The following is an 18,869-nucleotide window of genomic DNA, read 5'->3' on the forward strand; positions in this document are numbered from 1 at the left end:
TTCCATGAACTCCCTTTCACACATCATCCACACGATCTCGTATATGGCGCTCCCTCTGCTGTTCGCAATGGTGCTCCATGAATACGCACACGGATGGATGGCAGTGAAATGCGGTGATTCGACCGCGAAAAATGAGGGTCGACTCACCATCAACCCCCTGGCTCACATCGATCCCTTCGGGACCGTCATTCTGCCCTTGATCTGTTTGGTGTTACCCGGAAGCTTTCTGCTGGGCTGGGCAAAGCCGGTTCCGATCGACCCTCGAAATATGCATCAGCCTCGGCGGGATATGGCGCTTGTCGCCGCGGCAGGCCCGGGGATGAATCTGTTGCTGGCAGTCGCGAGTGCGTTGCTGCTGGCCTTGCTCCTGACCGTCGAGCCAACCTTATCTCTCAGAAATGCCTCTGAGACTGCTGCGTCATCGGGCCTCCTCGCCACCATGATCTTGCGTCCGATTGCCGTCATGGCGCTGTATTCCGTGTTGATCAACGTCTTTCTCGCATTGTTCAACCTGCTTCCGATTCCGCCGCTCGACGGTGGCCGGATTTTGACGGCGCTGCTTCCGCCAAAACCGGCCATGGCATTGGCACGATTGGAACCCTATGGGATGCTCATCTTGGTGGGCCTGATCGTATTTGACAAGGAATTGCACGTCATCCATACGATTACCGGCACCTTCGCCTCAGGTGTGTCCGGGACGATCCTGTCGACCGCGCTCGGCCTCCGCCCAGGAGGTGCGGAATGACGGCGCCGCAGAGCCGCGTACTCAGCGGCATGCAGCCCAGCGGCCTCATGCATCTTGGGAATTACCTGGGAGCGTTGGAGAACTGGAAGGCGTTGCAGGCACAATACGACTGTTATTTTTTTGTCGCCGATTGGCACGCCCTGTCGACCAACTATGCGGACACAAGCCGCATTCGCACGTTCGTTCGGGAAATGTTGATCGATTGGCTGGCCGGGGGTATCGACCCGGAACGGTCCACGATCTTTATCCAGTCGCGTATTCCCGAACATGCCATCTTGCACCTCCTGCTCTCGATGTTGACTCCGATCTCATGGCTCGAACGCAATCCGACCTATAAAGAGAAGCAGGACGAGATCAAAGAGAAAGATCTCACCACCTACGGCTTTCTCGGATACCCGGTCCTGCAGGCTGCCGATATTCTCTTGTATAAACCGGATTTTGTGCCGGTGGGGAAAGATCAACTTCCCCATCTCGAATTGACAAGGGAGATCGCTCGGCGATTCAACGACATTTACAAAGCACCGGTGTTTCCAGAACCGAAGGAACATCTGACCAAGTTCCCCAAAGTGATCGGCACCGATGGCCGAAAAATGAGCAAGAGTTACCACAATACGATCAACCTCTCGGACGCGGAACCGGTTGTCCGGCAAAAGCTCAAGACCATGGTGACCGATCCCGCCCGCGTAAGACGCACCGATCCCGGCAATCCCGACCTCTGTCCTGTTTATGAATTCCACAATATTTATTCTTCACAGGCGGTCAAAGACCAGGTGAACCGAGAATGCCGGACCGCCGCGATCGGCTGCATCGACTGCAAGAAACTCGTGGCGGACCGTATGGTGGAACAGTTGACCCCGATTTGGGACGCCCGCGCCAAGCTGACCCAGCATCCGTCCCGCGTTGACGAGATCGTCGAAGCCGGCAGCACGCGGGCTTCCGCGGTCGCCCAGGCGACTTTACGCGAAGTGAACGAGTCTATGAAGATCTAGCCTAGTCTTTCTCGTCTCGAACCTCCTCCTGCAAGATTTGCGAATCCACTAGAAGAACACCCGAGACAGTGAAAAAATGCCTCGCAGGACATCTATCAGCGGGAGAAATCGCTATGGCGCGCAGGACGATTGAAGTCAGAATCATAAAGAGTGCACTGCTTGTGGGACTGGTCTCGCTCACCGGGTGCGGCTCCTGGTGGCACGGCGACCGTCAGTCCGTCACCATTTTCACGACACCGCTGGACGCAGAGGTTGTCGTCGATGACCGCGTCCACTTGCTCGCACCGGGAACCGTGTCACTGAGCCGAAAAGGCGATCATCAGGCCGTCATCACCAAAGAGGGGTACGAGCCGAAGACCATTGCTCTCACGAGAACCTGGTCGTGGTGGGTTCTTGGCGACATCTTCGGCTGCGCCATCATCTTCTCCCCTTCGTGTATTTCATCCGACAAAGACAACGGCGGGTACTACATCTTCGCCGACAAGGTTTACGTCACGTTGGAGCCGAAATCGGCCGCGGCACTGTCGTCTAATCAATGAAACGGCACTGCCCATCGCTACGGTACCCGCTCTTGAAACCTTAGTCTGCCAGAGCTTCAGCCCCGCGCTCTCATCGCAATCACATTGAGCCATCTTCCCTTGCGTTCTTGATTGTCCACAACCCGTAACGAGAGTACCGTCCATCCCGCTCGACAGAGCATCCTGGCGAACTCGTCTTTTCTCCAGCGAGCAACATACCGGCCCGGCATCCAACCTGTTCGTTTAGTGCCGCTCAGGCTTCCATATGTCAGCGTTGCGGCAAGAACGCCCTTGGGTTTCACGAGATGACGAAGCGCAGCCAATACACCCGTCATGTGTCTCTTTGGGCAGTGAATCAATGAGGCTGCCGCCCAAATTCCGTCAATGCTGTCGGCTCGGATGGGAAGCGCTCTGATGTCCGCGAGGACAAGCGGCACGAACGGGGATTGCCTTGTCGCAAACTGCAACAAGGGCATGGTTCGATCCAGACCGACGACTCGGTGCCCTCGCCTCGTGAGATACCGGGCGTCTTGACCGGCACCGCAACCCAGGTCGAGGAACACACCTCGTCTAGGAAGGAATGTTAACCACTCAGTCAACAGCAGCGGCCGCTTGTACCTCCGCTTTCCCCAATGTTTGAGGAAAAGCTCGGCATCCTTCTCATACGTCTGAAGAGTCTGCGAGATTTCAGAACTTGTGGTATGGTGCTGCGGCCGACGGACGGACATTCCGATGGAGAAACGAATGATTCACTCGTGGCGATACTGGTCGGTTCTGATCATCAACCTGGCCGTTCTACCTTCGATTTCTTCTGCCGCCGATCCACCCTGCGACAAGTACCCGCCGGCCAAACAGCTACGCTGTGCCGAAATCTGGAAAGAGCTCAACAAAGAAGACGGACCGATCATCGCGCAGTTCGGACTCGACCAACAAAAGCGGCGCGACGAAGGAAAGATCACCGCCCAGCAACACCTCGCCGAGAATATGATCTTCATCAAACAATCCACTGACAAGCGGCTTGAGCGACTCAAGGAACGTCTCGCCAAAGAATAGCGCGGCCATTGGAAAATCCCGCCTGCGTTGTTCTCACATCGCTTAGAGGGCTCACCGTACAGCCCAAAGTACGATTCGCCTCTTCGCTGGCTGCAGCCTAACAGGACGACCTTTTTGAATGGCCGCGGATCTTACAACAATCTGAGACATCACAGCTCCGTCTCTTTTTCTTTTTCCGGAACCTTCCCGGCTGATTCCAGCAGATCCCGCTCGACGAGAATCGGCGCATTGAAATGTATCGCCAGTGCGATTGAGTCGGATGACCGGCTGTCGAACACTTTCACCTGATCGTTGAGCGAGACAGTTAATGCTCCAAAGTACGTCCCGTTTTTCAGCGTGATGACCGTCTGCGTCACCTTCCCACCGTAGGCCTCCAGAATCGCGCGCATCAGATCGTGCGACATCGGACGGGGCAATTGGTCCCCGTTCATCGCACTTTGAATGGAGAGAGCCACCGTGGCATCGACAAAAATGGGAATCGTGCGGCCTTCGGCCTGCAGCAACACGACCGGACCATGATCCGAGACACGGACTTTGACCTCGGTAATCGTGATTGGATCAGGACGAGCGTTCGGTGGCTCATCCGTCAGGGCAACCGCGTGAACCGGCACGAGGCAGAGCAGTGTAACAAGTACCAGCAGCTTGAATGGAGCCATGGTCCCTCCCCGGTCCTGTCATGCACGGACAAACTGATTCGTCTCCTTTTCGACGCCGATTTCAGTTTCCGGCCCGTGTCCGGTCACCACAATTGTAGCCTCGTCGAGCGTATAGAGTCGCTCGCGAATCGATTCCTCGATGGCCTCAAAGTTGCCGCCCCATAAATCGGTCCGGCCGATACTTCCCCGAAAGAGCGTATCGCCGGCCAGCACGAGTTGTTCATTCGGCACATGAAAACTCATCGACCCTGGCGTATGGCCCGGCGTGTGAATCGCCACGATCGGGTTCTGCCCCAGCATCACCTGTTCTTCATCCTGAAGCCAGTGGTCCGGAGGCAGCGCCGGGACATACGAAACCCCGAACACGCGACATTGCAATTCCAGATTTTTCCACAGATCAAGATCACCCTGGTGCAGGCAAATCGCCGCGCCGGTCGCCTTCTTGATTTCGCTGGACGCTAAAAAGTGGTCGAGATGGGCGTGCGTATGGAGGATGTGCCTGACGGTGAAACCCAGTTTCTGCACCTCATGGAGAATTCGCTCCGGCGCCCCACCGGGATCGATGACAACGGCTTGCTTCGTGATCGGATCGCCGATGATCGAACAGTTACAGCCAAGCGGAGGGACGGAGAAGGTTTTCCGAAGCAGTGAAGGCATCACTGAGGCATGCTACAGCTGGACGGTACTGCGGCGCAAGCTAGGGACTTCGTAGCGCTGCCACAGCTCTCACGCGACAGATCATACGGGGTTAATTGCCTCACATCCACGTGGACAAGTCGGGCCAAAGCGTGGATAATCCCCGCACTTTGTTCGGAGGACACTCGCGTGAGAGACGACATGTCTGTGACCCAGTGGTCATTGCGGATCGGATCCATATTGGTCTTGGCCGTCTCGGGATGCGCCCCGGACGATAGTCCCTTTCGCGCCGAGAACGACGCCCTCAAGAAGCAAATCACCAAACAAGAATCCCTTCTCGGCTCTTTGCAGGACGGGAATAAGGTGATGCAGCAGCAAATCGACCTGCTCAATCAGGAACTCCGTGACGCGAGGCACACGACCGAGAGCGCCAAGACCGAAACCAAACAGCTTACCGAGCAACTCGAACTGCAACTGGCGCACACCAAACGCATGAGCGCGGAAGTCCAACGCACGGCGGCGGCCCAAGCCGCTCAATCCCTCAATATCGATGAGAAGGGGGCACAAGTCGATACCTTACCCCGACCCATGATGACCGTTGCAAAGGCCATTGAGGAAACGCTCACGCGGAACGGTTATCAACTCAAGGTCAGCGCCAAGACCGATCAACGGACGGCCTATGTCACGGCACGCAAGGTGTCGAACCCAACCTCCCTGGAAGTGGCCGGCTTTCGGAATCAGTATGTCATCTCGCTCCAGGCTCTTCCCGCTAATGTCACCAAACTCAGCGTGAAAGCGGAATTTGAAAAGCTCGCGCAAGGCGGGCGTATCCTGACCGTCAGTGCCGAGGAAACCAGTGAAATCGAGCGCCGTCTGATCGGTGAAATCAACAGAGCGCTGGCCAGTCCGGGCAAGATTTGATCCGCACAAGCTGACTCCTGCGAACATTCATTAGGCCACGTCGGCAGTCTTGTCGCCGGGGAAGGGATGAGCTGATCCGGTTGTCTAGTCCCGAGATCAACCCATCTCGAAGCGTGGCAGATAGTGATTAAGGCGTCGTAAACTTCGTAATCTTGCAGCTGGGCGAATCGGGCAGTGGCGCTGACTCTCCGCGGAACTGGTCCGCGCATTGCTTGATTGCTTGTGCGGCATCAGCCGTCGCCTGCTGAAACGTATCCTGCCCAGGCATCATCCATATCGGCGATGTCGCTGAATGCGGGTTCTTACTGACCTGTGAACCAGCGGTGGCCTTGAGACCCAAGTCAACCGCCGTGCCGTTGTTCGGAACGCTGCCGGTGTTACTCAGATTGTTGACACCCATGCGATGACAACCGTTACATTGATTGTCCTGTACCTCAACCTTGTAGGCTTTCCACGAAGCGAAATCGATGCCGACAAACGAATATGGCTGGCCATCGCTGTTAAAGGTGACGTCGCCCGAACCGGGCAGCTGGTTGGGGCCTGTTATCTGCGCAAGATAAGGTGATCGAACGATGGGACCGTTGTCGTGACAACTGGCGCAGGGGAATTTGCTGCCGGCAATCTGCGCCGGTGTCATCCAGAACGTTGGATTGCCCACTCCTTTGGAAGGTGCCTTGACGTTGCCATTGTGGCTCAAGTGAAAGTCTTCGAGCGCCCCTTGGTAGAAGCACGTGGCGCCATTCATCTTATTATGCTGTATGACGGCGACGTCGCCGTACTGCCCTTGAGACAGACCCATCTTTCGGGCATGCGCCACCACATACGCATTGTCCGTATTGATCAGCACCCGAAAACGGCTGCCGTGATCGCAGACTCCATTGAGCACGTTGGGGCGATCGCATGTGCCGCTTGGATAGATGGCGTTGGCCGGTGTGAGATGATCGGTCGGAACTGTCGTCCCCAAAGGGCTGTCGACGTCGAAATCGGGAACAGAGACGCCGATGGCATCGTCGCACTGCTTGGCATAGACCGCCAGCGAGTCCTCTGCGAATAAGCCCGGCCAATTCCCGGCAACTGGCGCAGGATACCCCTGTCCTCCTCCGCTTTGATCGTCGGCGCGATCGGCATCCACGTCATAACGCATATACTGATCGCCCTTAAAGAAATAGACGACCGACTTGCCTTCTATTGGTGTTGGCCACGCCACAGCGCCGTCGATCCCACTTGGAAACTTGAAGTTCGGCCAATTGCCGCCAATAGGCTTCGGGTAACCTGGATCTGCCCGATGCCTTTTCACATCGAACCGAATATACTGATCGTCTCGGAAAAAATACGCGACGGTTCTGCCGTCCCTCGGCACCGGCCACACGACGACAGCATCCACTCGGTCAGTCCAGATTCCAGGCCACTTGAGGGAGATGGGCTGGGGATAGGGCCGACCTGCACCATCCGCCGAATCGGCGCGGTCGGCATCAACGTCATACCGCATAAACTGATTACCTTTGAAAAAGTAAGCGACCGTCTTGATTTCAGCTCCTCCCGGAGGTGGTGCCGGCCAAAACACCGCGGCATCAATGTTCTCATTGAAGAGTCCGGGCCAGCTGTTCTGAATGGGGCGAGGGTAGGCATTGCCATTGCCATCGTCACCGTCGGCCATATCCTGGGCGATGTCGTATCTGGCATATTCACTTCCTTGGAAGAAATACGTCTTGCCGTTATTCCATACCAGCGGCACCAATTTTCCAGACCCAGTCAATTGAGCCCACACATCCTCTGTTGCAACGGGGCAAGTCAGGATCAACATTCCGCAGAGGGTTGTTCCCAAAATACTGAATGGCGTTCTCATGATCTGCTCCTTTTCGCACTCGACGATCTATCGCGCACATTCCGCTCGACTTCTCTCTCACCGGGAGAATCGGCGTTACTCATGCGCATAGGCAAAACCTATTCCCTCTCGCAAACACGAGGTTCGGCTGAACAACTCGGCTAGGAATAGATGGCTCGATCCTGCACGTCTCTTTGCATCATGGTTGATATTCTGCACACTTTTCGAAACGTGTCGGACGTATCAAAGCCGATACAAGTCGTATCGAATAGGATACGTATTCTCACGTGTGTGACCACTCGTGCGCTTCGATGACGGACACCTAGTTCATCTACGTATTTCAGTTTTCCTCTCACGACTTCATGTCGGAACTGAGACCGGCCTCTGCGCATGCGCTCAGTCTTCGCGCTCCCGCTTGAACTCCACATCGACTCGGGCCTCTTTTGATTTTTATAGGTGTGCCTTTCTCTCTCGAATCTCCGATAGACCACACAGCCTCGGCATGATGTTTGCGGACGGGCGCGGCATGAACTAGTGAAGCCAGAATTCGCTGGCTCTTCATTCACCAACTTACAGGGAGGAACATCATGGGAGACGTATTGCCGAGCCAACTCGCTAATTCCATCATGGGGAAACTGTATGACGTGTTAACCAATGGAGATGAGACCGTCCCCAAATCGGAGGACAACTTCTTCACCTGGTGCACGCCAGGAATCCCTTTCGAGTCGGGCGATTTTGAGTTTCTGTCCCAGGGTCTGACCGGAGTCGTGAAAAAAGAGGCCTTAGCGGAGCTTGCGACTCCGGGAGTGACGGCACAGCCGGGCGGTGAAGGGCAACCTGCGCCGGCTTCCCCGACGCTGACCCCTGAATTGATGGACAAACTGCTGGCTCAAGATGTCGGGAAGCTCTACATGCAGGCCGAGAATTTCGCACGGCTCGTGGATTTTGTACCGGATGTGTCGGGAATCGACGATCGCTTCGCGAAACTGAATGTCATGAACAACGAAGGATCTCTTTCAGATCGTTACGAGTACGCTCTTCGGATGAGCCAGGTGATGCAAACCGAACTGCCCGAGGAAACGAAGAAGAAGATCGAGAAATTCAGAGCGCTCTTGAGCGAGAAGAAAATCAAGAAGAATCTCATTGATGACAGCGAAACGGAGGTACTCGAGCCGAGTGCATTGGTGGTGCTGTATAACGAGAAGCTCAAAGCGTATGAAGATGCCGCACTGGAATACAACGCCCGCCGGATCGACGCGCTTGCAGGCGACAATCCGAAGTCGGTTCACTATTGGGCCATTAACGCTAGCACGCTTCGCAATAGAGTGCGCGCCGCCATGAACGACTGGGTCGCCAACGGTTATAAGAACGACTATGAAGCGATCGCGGCCTTTATCGATCAGGTCATGCAGCGTGACATGACGTTGCTGAAGGCGGAATACCGAGATACGTTGGAAAGGGCAAAATTGACCGGTTTAGCCTCGGGCTCGGATTTCTATTACACGTCGGTGGTGCCGGGTAACTTCGTGAAGGCTTCGGGGTGGACGCAGTTTTCCTTCGGTTCTACGGATATTTCCCGGTATTCACAATCGTCCCACAGCAAGTGGTCGGCCGGTGGCGGCTTCAACATCGGGCTGTTCTCGATCGGCGGCAGTGCGGGAGGCAGCAAGAGTCACTATCAGGGCGGCTTCGACAACTCAAGTTTCCGATTGTCATTTTCCATCACTCAGGTGCCGATCGTTCGTCCATGGCTCAAGTCCGCATTTCTCTCGAGCAAAGCTTGGCGCTTCGATCAGAACAATCTTGAAGCGAAAGGTCAGGTGATCAGCGACGGTGGTAAGCCTCCGACGGGAATGATCCCTGCCTACCCGACGACGATGATCTGTGTCAAAGATTTGGAGCTCAGCATGAGCAATTCCAGCGGAATGAGCGAATTTACCAAGAGCAGCATCGGGGGGGGTGGGTTCGTCGGATATGGACCGTTCGCCATCGGGGGCAGCTACCAGAAAGGTAAAAGTAGCAGCCACTCCAATTATCACTGGGACGGGCAAACGATGAAAGTCGATGGGATGCAAGTCATCGGCTTCAAGTGTCACATTCTCCCGAAATGTCCGGATCCGCTTCCCACGATAACTCAATGGGTCTAGGGGCAGATCCGAATTCTTTCGTGCGCATAAACCTATGAAAGGAGTCCACCCCTCCCTGTTGGAGGGGTGGACTCCAACGGAGGGATATATGGACCCGGTCGTATCGCTTGCCTTGATGAACAAGGCCAAACTGATGTTCGAGACGGAAGACACCTATCTTGCCTTCCCCAGTTCCAGCCTCTCCTACAAGAAAGATGAATTGAGTTTCATGACAGGCATGTTGACGGCCGAGCGCTTGATCAAGCTTGCCGAGTTTTCCCGCATCATGGACTGTCTTCCCACTTCCTCCATGCTGGACCTGACACGGTCTGTAACCCTGTCCACCACCTATCAGGATGTGCTCCGTGGCAACGCCGATGGAGTCAAATTAGCCCTGGGCACGAGGGCTCGTACCGCTGACGAGGAAGCCACCTATCAAAAAGCCTTTCAATTTCTCTATCAGGTGGTTCCGGACGGTTCCTGGTCCGATTCCCTTGCAACGGTCGCCTACAAGCAATATCGCGACGCGTGGTTTACCGCGCAAGAAGCTTACAAGAACAAGGAGATCGAAGCCACATACACAACCGATGCGGCGGCGATTCAACGCTGGAAGGAGATTGAAGAGCCCGCGCTACGAAGAAAGGTTGCAGACCTCGAGAACGAATGGGCCGTAAAGGGATACCGCAATCAGTACGAAAGCGCGAGACACACGTATGAACAATACGTCGGCAGTTCTCCGTCTGTCATCTGGGATGAATGGGCCAGACAGTGCATGCCCGGCTTGGATAAGCTCACTGACGCGTCGTCGGCTCAAGAGTTTTTCCCCTGTGGATTCGCTCCGTCGAATGTTCTGGACTCTCCGGCATGGACCACATTGACGCTGAGCGAAAATGAAGTGGAAGGGCTCGCGCAAGCCGCGCCCCCTGAAATCCGCAAACTTCTCGCAACCGACCATATCGATCTGGACATTGAATCACTCTCTCTCGAAATCAGCTCGGCGGTCATTACTCGAGCCTGGTTTGCCCCCGAAGTATTCAGGGCACGGTTCTGGAAATTCTACGATTCCGGCAAAATCCTTTCGAACGGCCAAACGCCCGCCTCCGGCGACTGTTCTGCCTATACGGTCGCGGTTGTGTTCGCGCGGAATCTTGCGATCACACTCAAGCCACAATCACCGAAAAACCAGCACGCCATGACCTTACTGAAAACCTCTCCGGCTGTGTCCTTTGCAACCTTCAGACTCGCAGCATCGCCAGCCGTCTCTCCATCTGGGCAAGCCTTCATGCTGAAGAGCGCAGTGCAAACTTCTCCTCCCATCATGATGATGACGCCGGCAGCCGCTCCCATGGCTGTGAGGACAGCACGAATAGCAGCTGCATCGAGACCGGCCCGGTTGGGAAGGGTTGATATGGACGCTGAACCTACCCAGCTTCCACCTGGCAGCTCCGTGCACAGTGGTGTCGCCTTTCAAAGGATGCAAGGACACGGTTTCACGATATTACCGGCTCCGGCGGTCACCCTCCCGCCGCCACCACCTCAGGTTCAGATGCCGTTTGAGAAAGACGAAGTGTGGATTTTGGGGATCGTGTGCAAGCGTCTCCCGCTGTGCCCGAATCCCGATCCGACGCTGCAATGGGAATAGACCCAATTCACCGGTTTCCTTGGCTCGGCCGATACCTCGTGCTAGCATTTCCACGCCATGGCTTTGTCGACCAGCGTGCACGATCTTCGTACCTTGATCCGTTCCTCCCACCCCCTTGTCGTCATCGAAACGGTGGAGGAGGAACGGGTTCTGGCCTTGCTCCAATCAGTCACGGCACAAGAGCGCATGCCGCTCTTCGAGTGGTCCATCACGAGAGGGCTCACCCGTGCCGATGAGGCCCCGACTCTCAGCAAGCTGACCGCCACTCCGTTGGCGGTCCTTCAACATCTCCACGGCCTCACCGTGGAGGCGGTGTTCTGGCTGAAGGATCTCGCGCCGCACCTCCAAGACGCCGCCGTGTGCCGCCAGCTTCGGGAGGTCGCGGCGGCATACAGCCGATCTCGTGCAACCTGTGTGCTCACCGGCCAACCGATTTCGCTGCCGTTGGATCTTGAAAAACTTGCCGTGAGGCTCGATCTGAAGCTGCCTGATCGAGAGGAACTGCGGTCGATGCTGCGCGGTCTCCTTCAATCCCTGGGCCCTCGAACCCTTCCCCGCGCCCGTTCAACGACTCTCGCACAAAGCATCCTCAGTTCGATCAGCGAAGCCAAGGCAGCCGACAAGGGACCTACAACCCAGGAGGCTGACGCGATCCTCCGTGCCTTACAGGGCTTGACCCTCCATCAAGCGCGGCAAGTCATCGCGCAATGCATCGTCGAGCGTGGGACCCTTTCTGCCGAGGATGTACAGACCATCCTCAAGCGTAAGGTTCAGGCAATCAAGGATGGCGGCTTATTGGAATATTATCCTTTGGAGGACAATCGGTTTGAGTTGGGAGGATTCACCAATCTGAAGTCCTGGTTGGAACGCGCCCGAGTCGGATTTTCCGCCGAAGCCAAATCGCTCAACCTCACACCCCCTCGCGGCATCATGCTGGTCGGCGTGCCGGGCTGCGGCAAGTCGCTTGCCGCGAAGGCGATCGCACGGGAATGGAAGCTCCCGCTCCTGAAACTCGACGCAGGTCGGCTGTTCGACAAGTTCGTCGGCGAATCGGAAAAGAATTTCCACAAGGCGATTGAGATGGCGGAATCCTTGTCACCGATCGTCCTGTGGATCGATGAAATCGAGAAGGCCATGGTGGCCGGTGGAGGCAGCGGCGAAGCCGACGCGGGCTTGAGCCGCCGACTCTTCGGCGCCTTCCTCACCTGGCTGCAGGAAAAGAAGCAAGATGTGTTCGTCGTCGCCACGGCCAATGACCTATCCTCGCTGCCGCCCGAACTCCTTCGCAAGGGCCGGTTCGATGAAATCTTTTTCGTCGACTTGCCGGACGATGCAGAGCGCGAGGCCATCTGGACAATCCACCTCGGCCTGCGCAAGCAAGACAGTAAGATGTTCGACCTCGGCAAGATTGTCAGCGCCAGCGATGGTTTCAGCGGTTCGGAAATCGAGCAGGCAGTGGTGGCGGCTCTCTATCGGGCTCTCCATCAGAAAACGCCGCTCACAACCGACCTGCTGGTCGAAGAATTGACCCACACCATCCCGCTCTCCGTCACCAGGCGTGAAGACATCGATGCGCTCCGACAGACGGCCAAAGACCGATTCGTAAACGTGCGGTAACCGTAAATGCGATTCCTGTTCATCATGACCACAATCGCGATAGCCACCCTGATGGGATGCACCAAGCCGGCCCAGAGGCCGGACCGGAACGCCTTTGAGCCATCGACACCGGCGGATAGGGTTGCGCTGCCGGAATCACCCGTATTGGCTCAAACTCCGGTCGTGCAGGCCCCGGAGCCGGAGCATCACCTCCCTCTTCTAAGAGCGTCGCTTCCCAGCCGATCCGCCATCGTTCAGTCCGCTGCAAGACTGGTCGGCGCACGAACCATCACAAGCCAAGGCAGGCGCATCGCCTATGACTGCGCCGGAGTCGCACGCGCGATCTTCCTGGAACATGGCATCGATCTGTATCGTGGACCTATCGATGATCCCAAAGGGAATGGCGTCCGGCTTATCTACAATCACGTGCGTCAATATGGTGTTGTGCATCAAGGATCGGACGTCCACCCGGGCGACCTCGTATTCTTCGATAACACATGGGATTTCAATGGGGACGGTAGGTTGAACGATCCGCTGACCCATGTAGGCGTCGTCGAACACTTGGACCACGACGGCACCGTGGTCTTCATCAGTCGAGTCGCCGACGCGATCGCGCGCTACCGAATGAATCTGAGTCAACCTCATATTCACAAGACCGCCGACGGACGCGTATTGAACGACTACATACGGCGGAAACACCCAACCGACGCCGACAATACGGCTCGACTGACCGGCGAGCTTTTTTCATTCTATGGAAGCCTCTTAGATCCTCAGCGAAACATATCCTTGGACGACACCTTCACCCGGAATCAGAGCAGGCAGCGGGCTTCTGTCTCGGCTGCATCCGAACGATGACGCCAATCGCCTGACCGTGTTATGACAACCAAACTCCACGGAAAAGGCCAGGATTTGCCAGCCGATGAGAAACAGCACGATGGTCTGTCTCACCACTACAGAACAAGCGCCTGGTATCCGATAAGGGACATATCGAGACGTCAACCATATGAGGACCGGCACTGAGTCCCATTTCTTCCATTGACCTGGTAAGATTATTCTATGGCTACCTCATCGAAACAAACACATGTCCGAGAAACTAACCCGCTCCGTCGAACTCTCACGGATGTTCGGCATGGTCTGCTGGGCCTGCATAAGGCGTTGATCGTAGCGGAGCAGCTGACCTATGAGCGGATCTATGGGCGCGTGGACTCCACGGGCCAACTCCTACAACTGGTGATGAACGATCCGTGGTTTACGTGGCTGCATCCGCTTTCCAACATGGTCGTTCGCATCGACGAGTTGCTGGATGGAGGCGAGCGGCTGACGGTGGACGATGTCGCCATGCTGTTGACCGAGGTGCGCGCGTTGATTCGCCCATCGGAAATGGGCGACGGGTACGAGCGGAGCTATTATGAAGCGCTGCAGCGCGCCCCCGACGTCGTTCTCGCTCACTGCGAAATGAAGAAGTTGCTCACGCTGCCATCGCTGTAGACCCCATCACCACTCCAAGTCACGAAAATGAGGGCGGCCGGCTCATCAGGGCCGCCCTGGTACACTGAGCAAGTCGCCTTTCCTGTTGTCGCGTTCACCCTGCCGGCACTGAGCCACGTTGTTCCCCCTCTCTCAATTCTCTGATAAAGCGATGGAGCAAAATTGCTACAATCTGGCAAAAGCGCCTCCTCCATTCGATCGACTTCCCGGAGGGATAGGTAGGTCTGCCCCTTACCTGATAAGGAGCATGAGCACAGCACACTCAATAAGAAAGAAGATGACGTTCCTCACACCCCGACCGATGCTTGCTCTAGCGCTTGTTCTTCTTCTCTCCCCTCATTCGGCTTTCGCCGAAGGTCGGTCTGTCGACGTCCTCGTCACCATCATAAAAGACAGAATCGTTGCCTTGCCGGGGGGAGGAAGTCCTGTTGAGGAAGCCTTGGGAGTCAACGAAACAATCGTTGCGACCGCGGCCCGAGGACCAGCAGGCTTTGCACAGACGTCCCGCAGACTCTTGGGCTTTTCTTCAGGATTACGCCGATGGACCGAGGTGCAGTTGGGTGTCGAGGAACAGGTCGAGCGGCATCATGTGCTGCCGCGCCTGCTCGTCGTTCAGACCAGCCGGCAAGTTCATGGGTTTCAGGAAAGCCGAGGTCATTGGTTCAGCGAGGCGCTGGGACCGAACGAACTCGTGAAGCAAGTGCAGGGTCGAGGCCATGTGGTTATCGTGATTACCTCCGAGCGAGCCCTGGCTTTTTCCGCTTTCACGGGAGGATTCTTCACTGTGCGTTGGACGGCGAACGAACAGGTGCAAGCGATCGACCAGACCAACGACGCCGCGATGGTTCGCACCTCAGCTCGACACTTGACGTTTCGTTCGCAAACGGGCGGATGGGTGGAGATGAGGTAAAGACTCGTCTATTCCCTCGGTCATGACGAATGTTCTCCACCTCACAAGCGCTCTTCATCAAGTTCGATAACCTCAGCCCACGTGGTAATAGGTGGAAGGGATTCAACCGGCACACCACGCTTGGTCGCAATATCCTTCAAGCGGCCTTCAAGTCGCCGACGAGCCGCCTCATCCTTCGGACAGGAAGCCAGCAGCTCTTCAGACCATTGCGCAATTTCCTGATGGGAGCGCTTGCGGCCGTTGGCCTGGACCCAGGCGAGCAACTCATCATCCGTCCCACCGGCTAACACCTGCTGCTCAAATACTTTCGCGTCGATGCCCAGAAAATCGGTCAAATATTTATCGAACCCAACCGTGATGTAGTTGTAATCCTGAATTTGCCCGGCGTTGCGTAGACGAATCTTGTCGATAAATCGCCCCAAGTGGGCGATGCCGCCGAGAAGAGCTTTCGGGCTGCGGGGATACGTTTCATGGGGCATCGATCAGTTCTCCGATTTGACGATTGCAGCACCATACAAATAGGAAACCCGTAAAGTCTAGTCAGATTGCCCCTCCCCTTGACGCTTCCTGTGTCTTGCCGAAGTCCATTGACCTGATATTCGTAACGGCATACCTTACCGGAGTCTCAATCTTCCGATCCACCCCGCTGAAAGGGTCGTGAGAACCACATGAATCCAGCTGATCTACAAAAACTCCCCTTGTTCGCCGGCCTTACCCCAGAGGAGACTACCTGTCTCGAACAAGGCGAGGGGCTACAGGTACCGGCGGGTGAGATCATCGCCAGGGAGGGGGACTCCGCAACCGCTTTTTATGTCATTCTCGAAGGAGAGATTCGCGTCAGTAAGACCTATGGCAGCCAAGAAGTGGTGATGGCGGTCCATACGCCCGGAAAGTTTTTCGGTGAAGTATCGTTACTGTTGGATATCCCCTACTTCGTCGACGCCCAGACGCGAACCCCATGCCGGCTCTTGCGATATTCAAAGGAGCAGTTCTGGTCATTGATGCGCCTGTGCCCCTCGGTCGCGAAGGAAATCTTACGAACCATGGCAGCACGGGTCAGAGGACTGGAAGGATTTTCACAGCAACGGGAAAAGCTCGTCTCGCTTGGGACCATGGCGGCCGGCCTCGCCCATGAACTGAACAATCCGGCCGCCGCCGCACACCGGGCCGCCGCCGACTTGCTCACCGTCGCGGGCGGATTCCCGGCTCTCGCCTGTCGTCTGAACCAACGGCAACTCTCAACGGCACAGTCCGAAACGGTCGCGCAAATTCAGCGCGACATCGCGTCACATCCTCATCCCACGACGCCGTTGGATCCCCTCACCCGGAACGATCGAGAGGAGGAGGTCCTGACGTGGCTTGAACGGCACCGCATCGCCGATGCCTGGAAACTCGCCAGCACATTGGTCGGCGCCGGACTTGATCGCTCCTGGCTCGAGGGGATCAGCAAGCAGTTTCCCGAGGAAGCGATCGGCGACGTATTGAGATGGGTCACAGGAACCTTGTCGCTACAGGAATTGACTCAACAGGTCGAACGGAGCACAAGCCGCATCGCGGAATTGGTGAACGCGGTGAAGGCCTATTCGTACGAAGGCCGCGCCCCCCTGCAGAATATCGATATCCACGAAGGGCTCGAGAGCACGCTGACCATGCTGACCCATAAGCTGAAAGGCGTCACGCTGGAGCGCGAGTACGACCGCTCGCTTCCCCCCATTCCCGCGTACGGAAACGAGCTGAATCAAGTGTGGACGAATCTCATCGACAACGCGACCGACGCAGTGAGCGGACGAGGGAACGTGAAGATCCGCACGCGGCGGGAGGATCATCAACTGCTTGTGGAGATCCACGATAATGGACCAGGCATCCCGGAGGATGTTCGGCCTCACCTCTTTGAGCCGTTCTTCACGACGAAAGGCGTTGGGAAAGGGACCGGCCTCGGGTTGATCATCAGCTATCGCATCGTGGCGGACCGCCATGGAGGAGAGATCGAATTCGAATCGAAGCCGGGACAGACGGTATTCCTCGTCCGCTTGCCGATGACACGCAAACCGTCTGCATCCCCCTCGGGGCCGTACGAGCCGCCCAGAGAAAAGGCCTGACCATGAAACCCGTCCTTATCACGGTGGATGATGATCCCGAAGTCTCGCGTGCGGTCGAGCGCGACCTCCGGCGCAACTATGGCGAGCAGTACCGCGTCCTCCGAGCTGAGTCCGGGGCAGAGGCGCTCGCTTCCCTGGAACGGCTCAAGCTCCGGAATGAGACCGTCGCTCTCTTCTTGGTGGATCAGCGAATGCCCCAGATGACCGGCGTCGAGTTTCTCGCGCAAGCCCTCCCGCTCTATCCCAACGCGAAGCGGGCCTTGTTGACCGCCTATGCCGATACGGATGCCGCCATTCGAGCCATTAATGACGCACAAGTCGATTACTATTTACTGAAGCCATGGCATCCTCCGGAGGAACGCTTGTATCCGGTCCTCGACGACCTCTTGGACGACTGGCATGGATCGTTCAAGGCCCCGTTCCAAGGAATCCGGGTGCTGGGACACCGCTGGTCGCCTCACACCCATCAGATCAAGGAATTCCTGGCGAGAAATCAGGTCCCTTATCAATGGCTGGATGTCGAGAAAGAGGCAGAAGCGGAGCCTTTGCTTCAGTCCGTCCACGCCGGCCATGATCAACTCCCGGTAGTCCTGTTCGCAGACGGATCGTTCATGATTCAACCGACCACGTTTCAGGTGGCAGAAAAAGTCGGCTTTCGGATGAAAGCTGAACAACCGTTATACGACCTCATCGTCATTGGAGCCGGACCGGCCGGGTTAGCTGCTGCCGTCTACGGTGGATCCGAAGGACTCAAGACAGTGCTCATCGAACGTGAAGCGCCGGGTGGACAGGCCGGCATGAGCTCCCGAATTGAGAACTACCTGGGCTTCCCAGCCGGTCTCAGCGGCCAAGATCTCTCGCGACGCGCCTTGACGCAAGCACAGCGATTCGGCGTCGAATTACTGAATCCGCAGGAAGCTGTCAGTGTGCGTGTGGCCGGCCCTGCGCGGATCGTCACGCTTGCCGATGGCAGCGAGCTGAGCGGAAAAACCGTGCTGATTACGACGGGTGTTTCCTATCGGACGCTGAACGTACCGGGAATGGCTCAACTGACCGGTGCAGGGATCTATTATGGTGCCGGGATGACAGAAGCGTTCGCCTCAAAGGGGGAAGATGTCTATATCATCGGCGGCGCGAATTCGGCCGGCCAGGCGGCCGTCTACTTTGCGCGCCATGCCCGTCAGGTAACGATGCTGGTCCGTGGCGACTCACTGACCGCCACAATGTCTTATTACTTGATCGAGCGCCTCAAGGAAACGCCGAACATCCTCGTCGAAACCAGCGTGGAGGTGACCGAGGTACAAGGCACGTCCCGGCTTGAGTCGCTGGTTCTCCGACATGCCAAAACCAAAGACTGCCGTACGGTGCCGGCGCAGTCTCTGTTCATTCTCATCGGCGCCCAACCGCATACCGACTGGCTGGGAGAAAGCATCCTCCGCGATGAACACGGGTTTATCTTATCCGGTCCGGATTTAGTGCGGGACGGCTGTTTGCCCCCGACCTGGCCGCTCGACCGAACGCCATACCTATTCGAATCCAGCGTGCCGGGAATCTTCGTGGCAGGCGATGCGCGACATGGCTCGATCAAGCGGGTCGCATCCGGTGTCGGTGAAGGCACGATCGCAGAAAAGATGATCGAGCGCTATCTGGATGAAGTTTAGAGGG

Annotated in this window: 18 protein-coding genes; 13 read left to right on the top strand and 5 right to left on the bottom strand. The window is 56.6% G+C overall.

All coding sequences use genetic code 11. The annotated features are described in order from the left end of the window. Positions 1-4: 4 nt before the first annotated feature. The 3 genes from H8K04_13285 (at position 5) to H8K04_13295 (ending at position 2,273) form a co-directional block, all read left to right on the top strand. On the top strand, positions 5-745 hold the full coding sequence (locus H8K04_13285) for a site-2 protease family protein (protein ID UVT14806.1): 741 nt from the start codon (positions 5-7) through the stop codon (positions 743-745). Beyond that, positions 742-1,734, top strand: a complete 993-nt coding sequence (trpS, locus tag H8K04_13290; protein ID UVT14807.1) for a tryptophan--tRNA ligase — start codon at positions 742-744, stop codon at positions 1,732-1,734. Before H8K04_13285 ends, trpS begins: the two co-directional genes overlap by 4 nt. 113 nt (positions 1,735-1,847) lie before the next feature. Further along, positions 1,848-2,273 (top strand): PEGA domain-containing protein, encoded by a 426-nt coding sequence (locus H8K04_13295; protein UVT14808.1) that lies wholly within the window; start codon positions 1,848-1,850, stop codon positions 2,271-2,273. Positions 2,274-2,329: 56 nt separating this feature from the next. Here H8K04_13295 and H8K04_13300 read toward each other — a convergent pair whose 3' ends face one another. After that, the gene (locus H8K04_13300; protein ID UVT14809.1) at positions 2,330-2,851 is read right to left on the bottom strand and encodes a class I SAM-dependent methyltransferase; all 522 of its coding nucleotides are present in this window, start codon (positions 2,849-2,851) and stop codon (positions 2,330-2,332) included. A 145-nt stretch (positions 2,852-2,996) separates the two neighbouring features. Here H8K04_13300 and H8K04_13305 point away from each other — a divergent pair, with 145 nt between their 5' ends. After that, positions 2,997-3,305, top strand: coding sequence for a hypothetical protein (locus H8K04_13305; protein ID UVT14810.1), 309 nt, complete (start codon positions 2,997-2,999; stop codon positions 3,303-3,305). Positions 3,306-3,454: 149 nt separating this feature from the next. Here H8K04_13305 and H8K04_13310 read toward each other — a convergent pair whose 3' ends face one another. After that, the gene (locus tag H8K04_13310) at positions 3,455-3,961 is read right to left on the bottom strand and encodes a bifunctional nuclease family protein (protein ID UVT14811.1); all 507 of its coding nucleotides are present in this window, start codon (positions 3,959-3,961) and stop codon (positions 3,455-3,457) included. 18 nt (positions 3,962-3,979) lie between these two features. Beyond that, positions 3,980-4,618, bottom strand: a complete 639-nt coding sequence (locus H8K04_13315; GenBank protein UVT14812.1) for an MBL fold metallo-hydrolase — start codon at positions 4,616-4,618, stop codon at positions 3,980-3,982. Positions 4,619-4,798: 180 nt separating this feature from the next. Between H8K04_13315 and H8K04_13320 the strand changes: the two genes are divergently transcribed. Then, entirely contained in the window at positions 4,799-5,518 is a 720-nt protein-coding gene (locus H8K04_13320; protein ID UVT14813.1) for a hypothetical protein, read from the top strand. A 127-nt stretch (positions 5,519-5,645) separates the two neighbouring features. On the opposite strand, the gene H8K04_13325 is transcribed toward H8K04_13320, so the two are convergent. Next, the gene (locus H8K04_13325) at positions 5,646-7,364 is read right to left on the bottom strand and encodes a hypothetical protein (protein ID UVT14814.1); all 1,719 of its coding nucleotides are present in this window, start codon (positions 7,362-7,364) and stop codon (positions 5,646-5,648) included. Between the two features lie 566 nt (positions 7,365-7,930). Between H8K04_13325 and H8K04_13330 the strand changes: the two genes are divergently transcribed. The 6 genes from H8K04_13330 to H8K04_13355 all read left to right on the top strand — a co-directional run bounded on the left by H8K04_13330 (position 7,931) and on the right by H8K04_13355 (position 15,105). Next, positions 7,931-9,490 (top strand): hypothetical protein, encoded by a 1,560-nt coding sequence (locus tag H8K04_13330; protein UVT14815.1) that lies wholly within the window; start codon positions 7,931-7,933, stop codon positions 9,488-9,490. 88 nt (positions 9,491-9,578) lie between these two features. Further along, complete coding sequence (locus H8K04_13335) at positions 9,579-11,111, top strand: hypothetical protein (GenBank protein ID UVT14816.1); 1,533 nt, start codon at positions 9,579-9,581, stop codon at positions 11,109-11,111. A gap of 57 nt (positions 11,112-11,168) precedes the next feature. Beyond that, on the top strand, positions 11,169-12,728 hold the full coding sequence (locus H8K04_13340; GenBank protein ID UVT14817.1) for an AAA family ATPase: 1,560 nt from the start codon (positions 11,169-11,171) through the stop codon (positions 12,726-12,728). Positions 12,729-12,752: 24 nt separating this feature from the next. Continuing rightward, positions 12,753-13,562 (top strand): CHAP domain-containing protein, encoded by an 810-nt coding sequence (locus H8K04_13345; protein ID UVT14818.1) that lies wholly within the window; start codon positions 12,753-12,755, stop codon positions 13,560-13,562. 201 nt (positions 13,563-13,763) lie between these two features. Continuing rightward, positions 13,764-14,195 (top strand): hypothetical protein, encoded by a 432-nt coding sequence (locus H8K04_13350; GenBank protein ID UVT14819.1) that lies wholly within the window; start codon positions 13,764-13,766, stop codon positions 14,193-14,195. Positions 14,196-14,442: 247 nt separating this feature from the next. Then, a complete protein-coding gene (locus tag H8K04_13355) occupies positions 14,443-15,105 on the top strand; it encodes a hypothetical protein (protein UVT14820.1) in 663 nt (220 codons plus the stop codon). A gap of 41 nt (positions 15,106-15,146) precedes the next feature. Here the strand turns inward: H8K04_13355 and H8K04_13360 are convergent, their stop codons facing one another. Beyond that, positions 15,147-15,584 carry a DUF5069 domain-containing protein gene (locus H8K04_13360; GenBank protein ID UVT14821.1) on the bottom strand — a complete coding sequence of 146 codons (438 nt, stop codon included), beginning with the start codon at positions 15,582-15,584 and terminating at the stop codon, positions 15,147-15,149. A 189-nt stretch (positions 15,585-15,773) separates the two neighbouring features. Here H8K04_13360 and H8K04_13365 point away from each other — a divergent pair, with 189 nt between their 5' ends. Together H8K04_13365 and H8K04_13370 are read left to right on the top strand one after the other, a co-directional pair. Further along, entirely contained in the window at positions 15,774-17,204 is a 1,431-nt protein-coding gene (locus H8K04_13365) for a cyclic nucleotide-binding domain-containing protein (GenBank protein UVT14822.1), read from the top strand. 2 nt (positions 17,205-17,206) lie between these two features. After that, a complete protein-coding gene (locus H8K04_13370; protein UVT14823.1) occupies positions 17,207-18,865 on the top strand; it encodes an FAD-dependent oxidoreductase in 1,659 nt (552 codons plus the stop codon). Positions 18,866-18,869 lie beyond the last annotated feature (4 nt).

This window comes from Nitrospira sp., assembly GCA_024760525.1.
GTDB lineage: Bacteria > Nitrospirota > Nitrospiria > Nitrospirales > Nitrospiraceae > Nitrospira_D.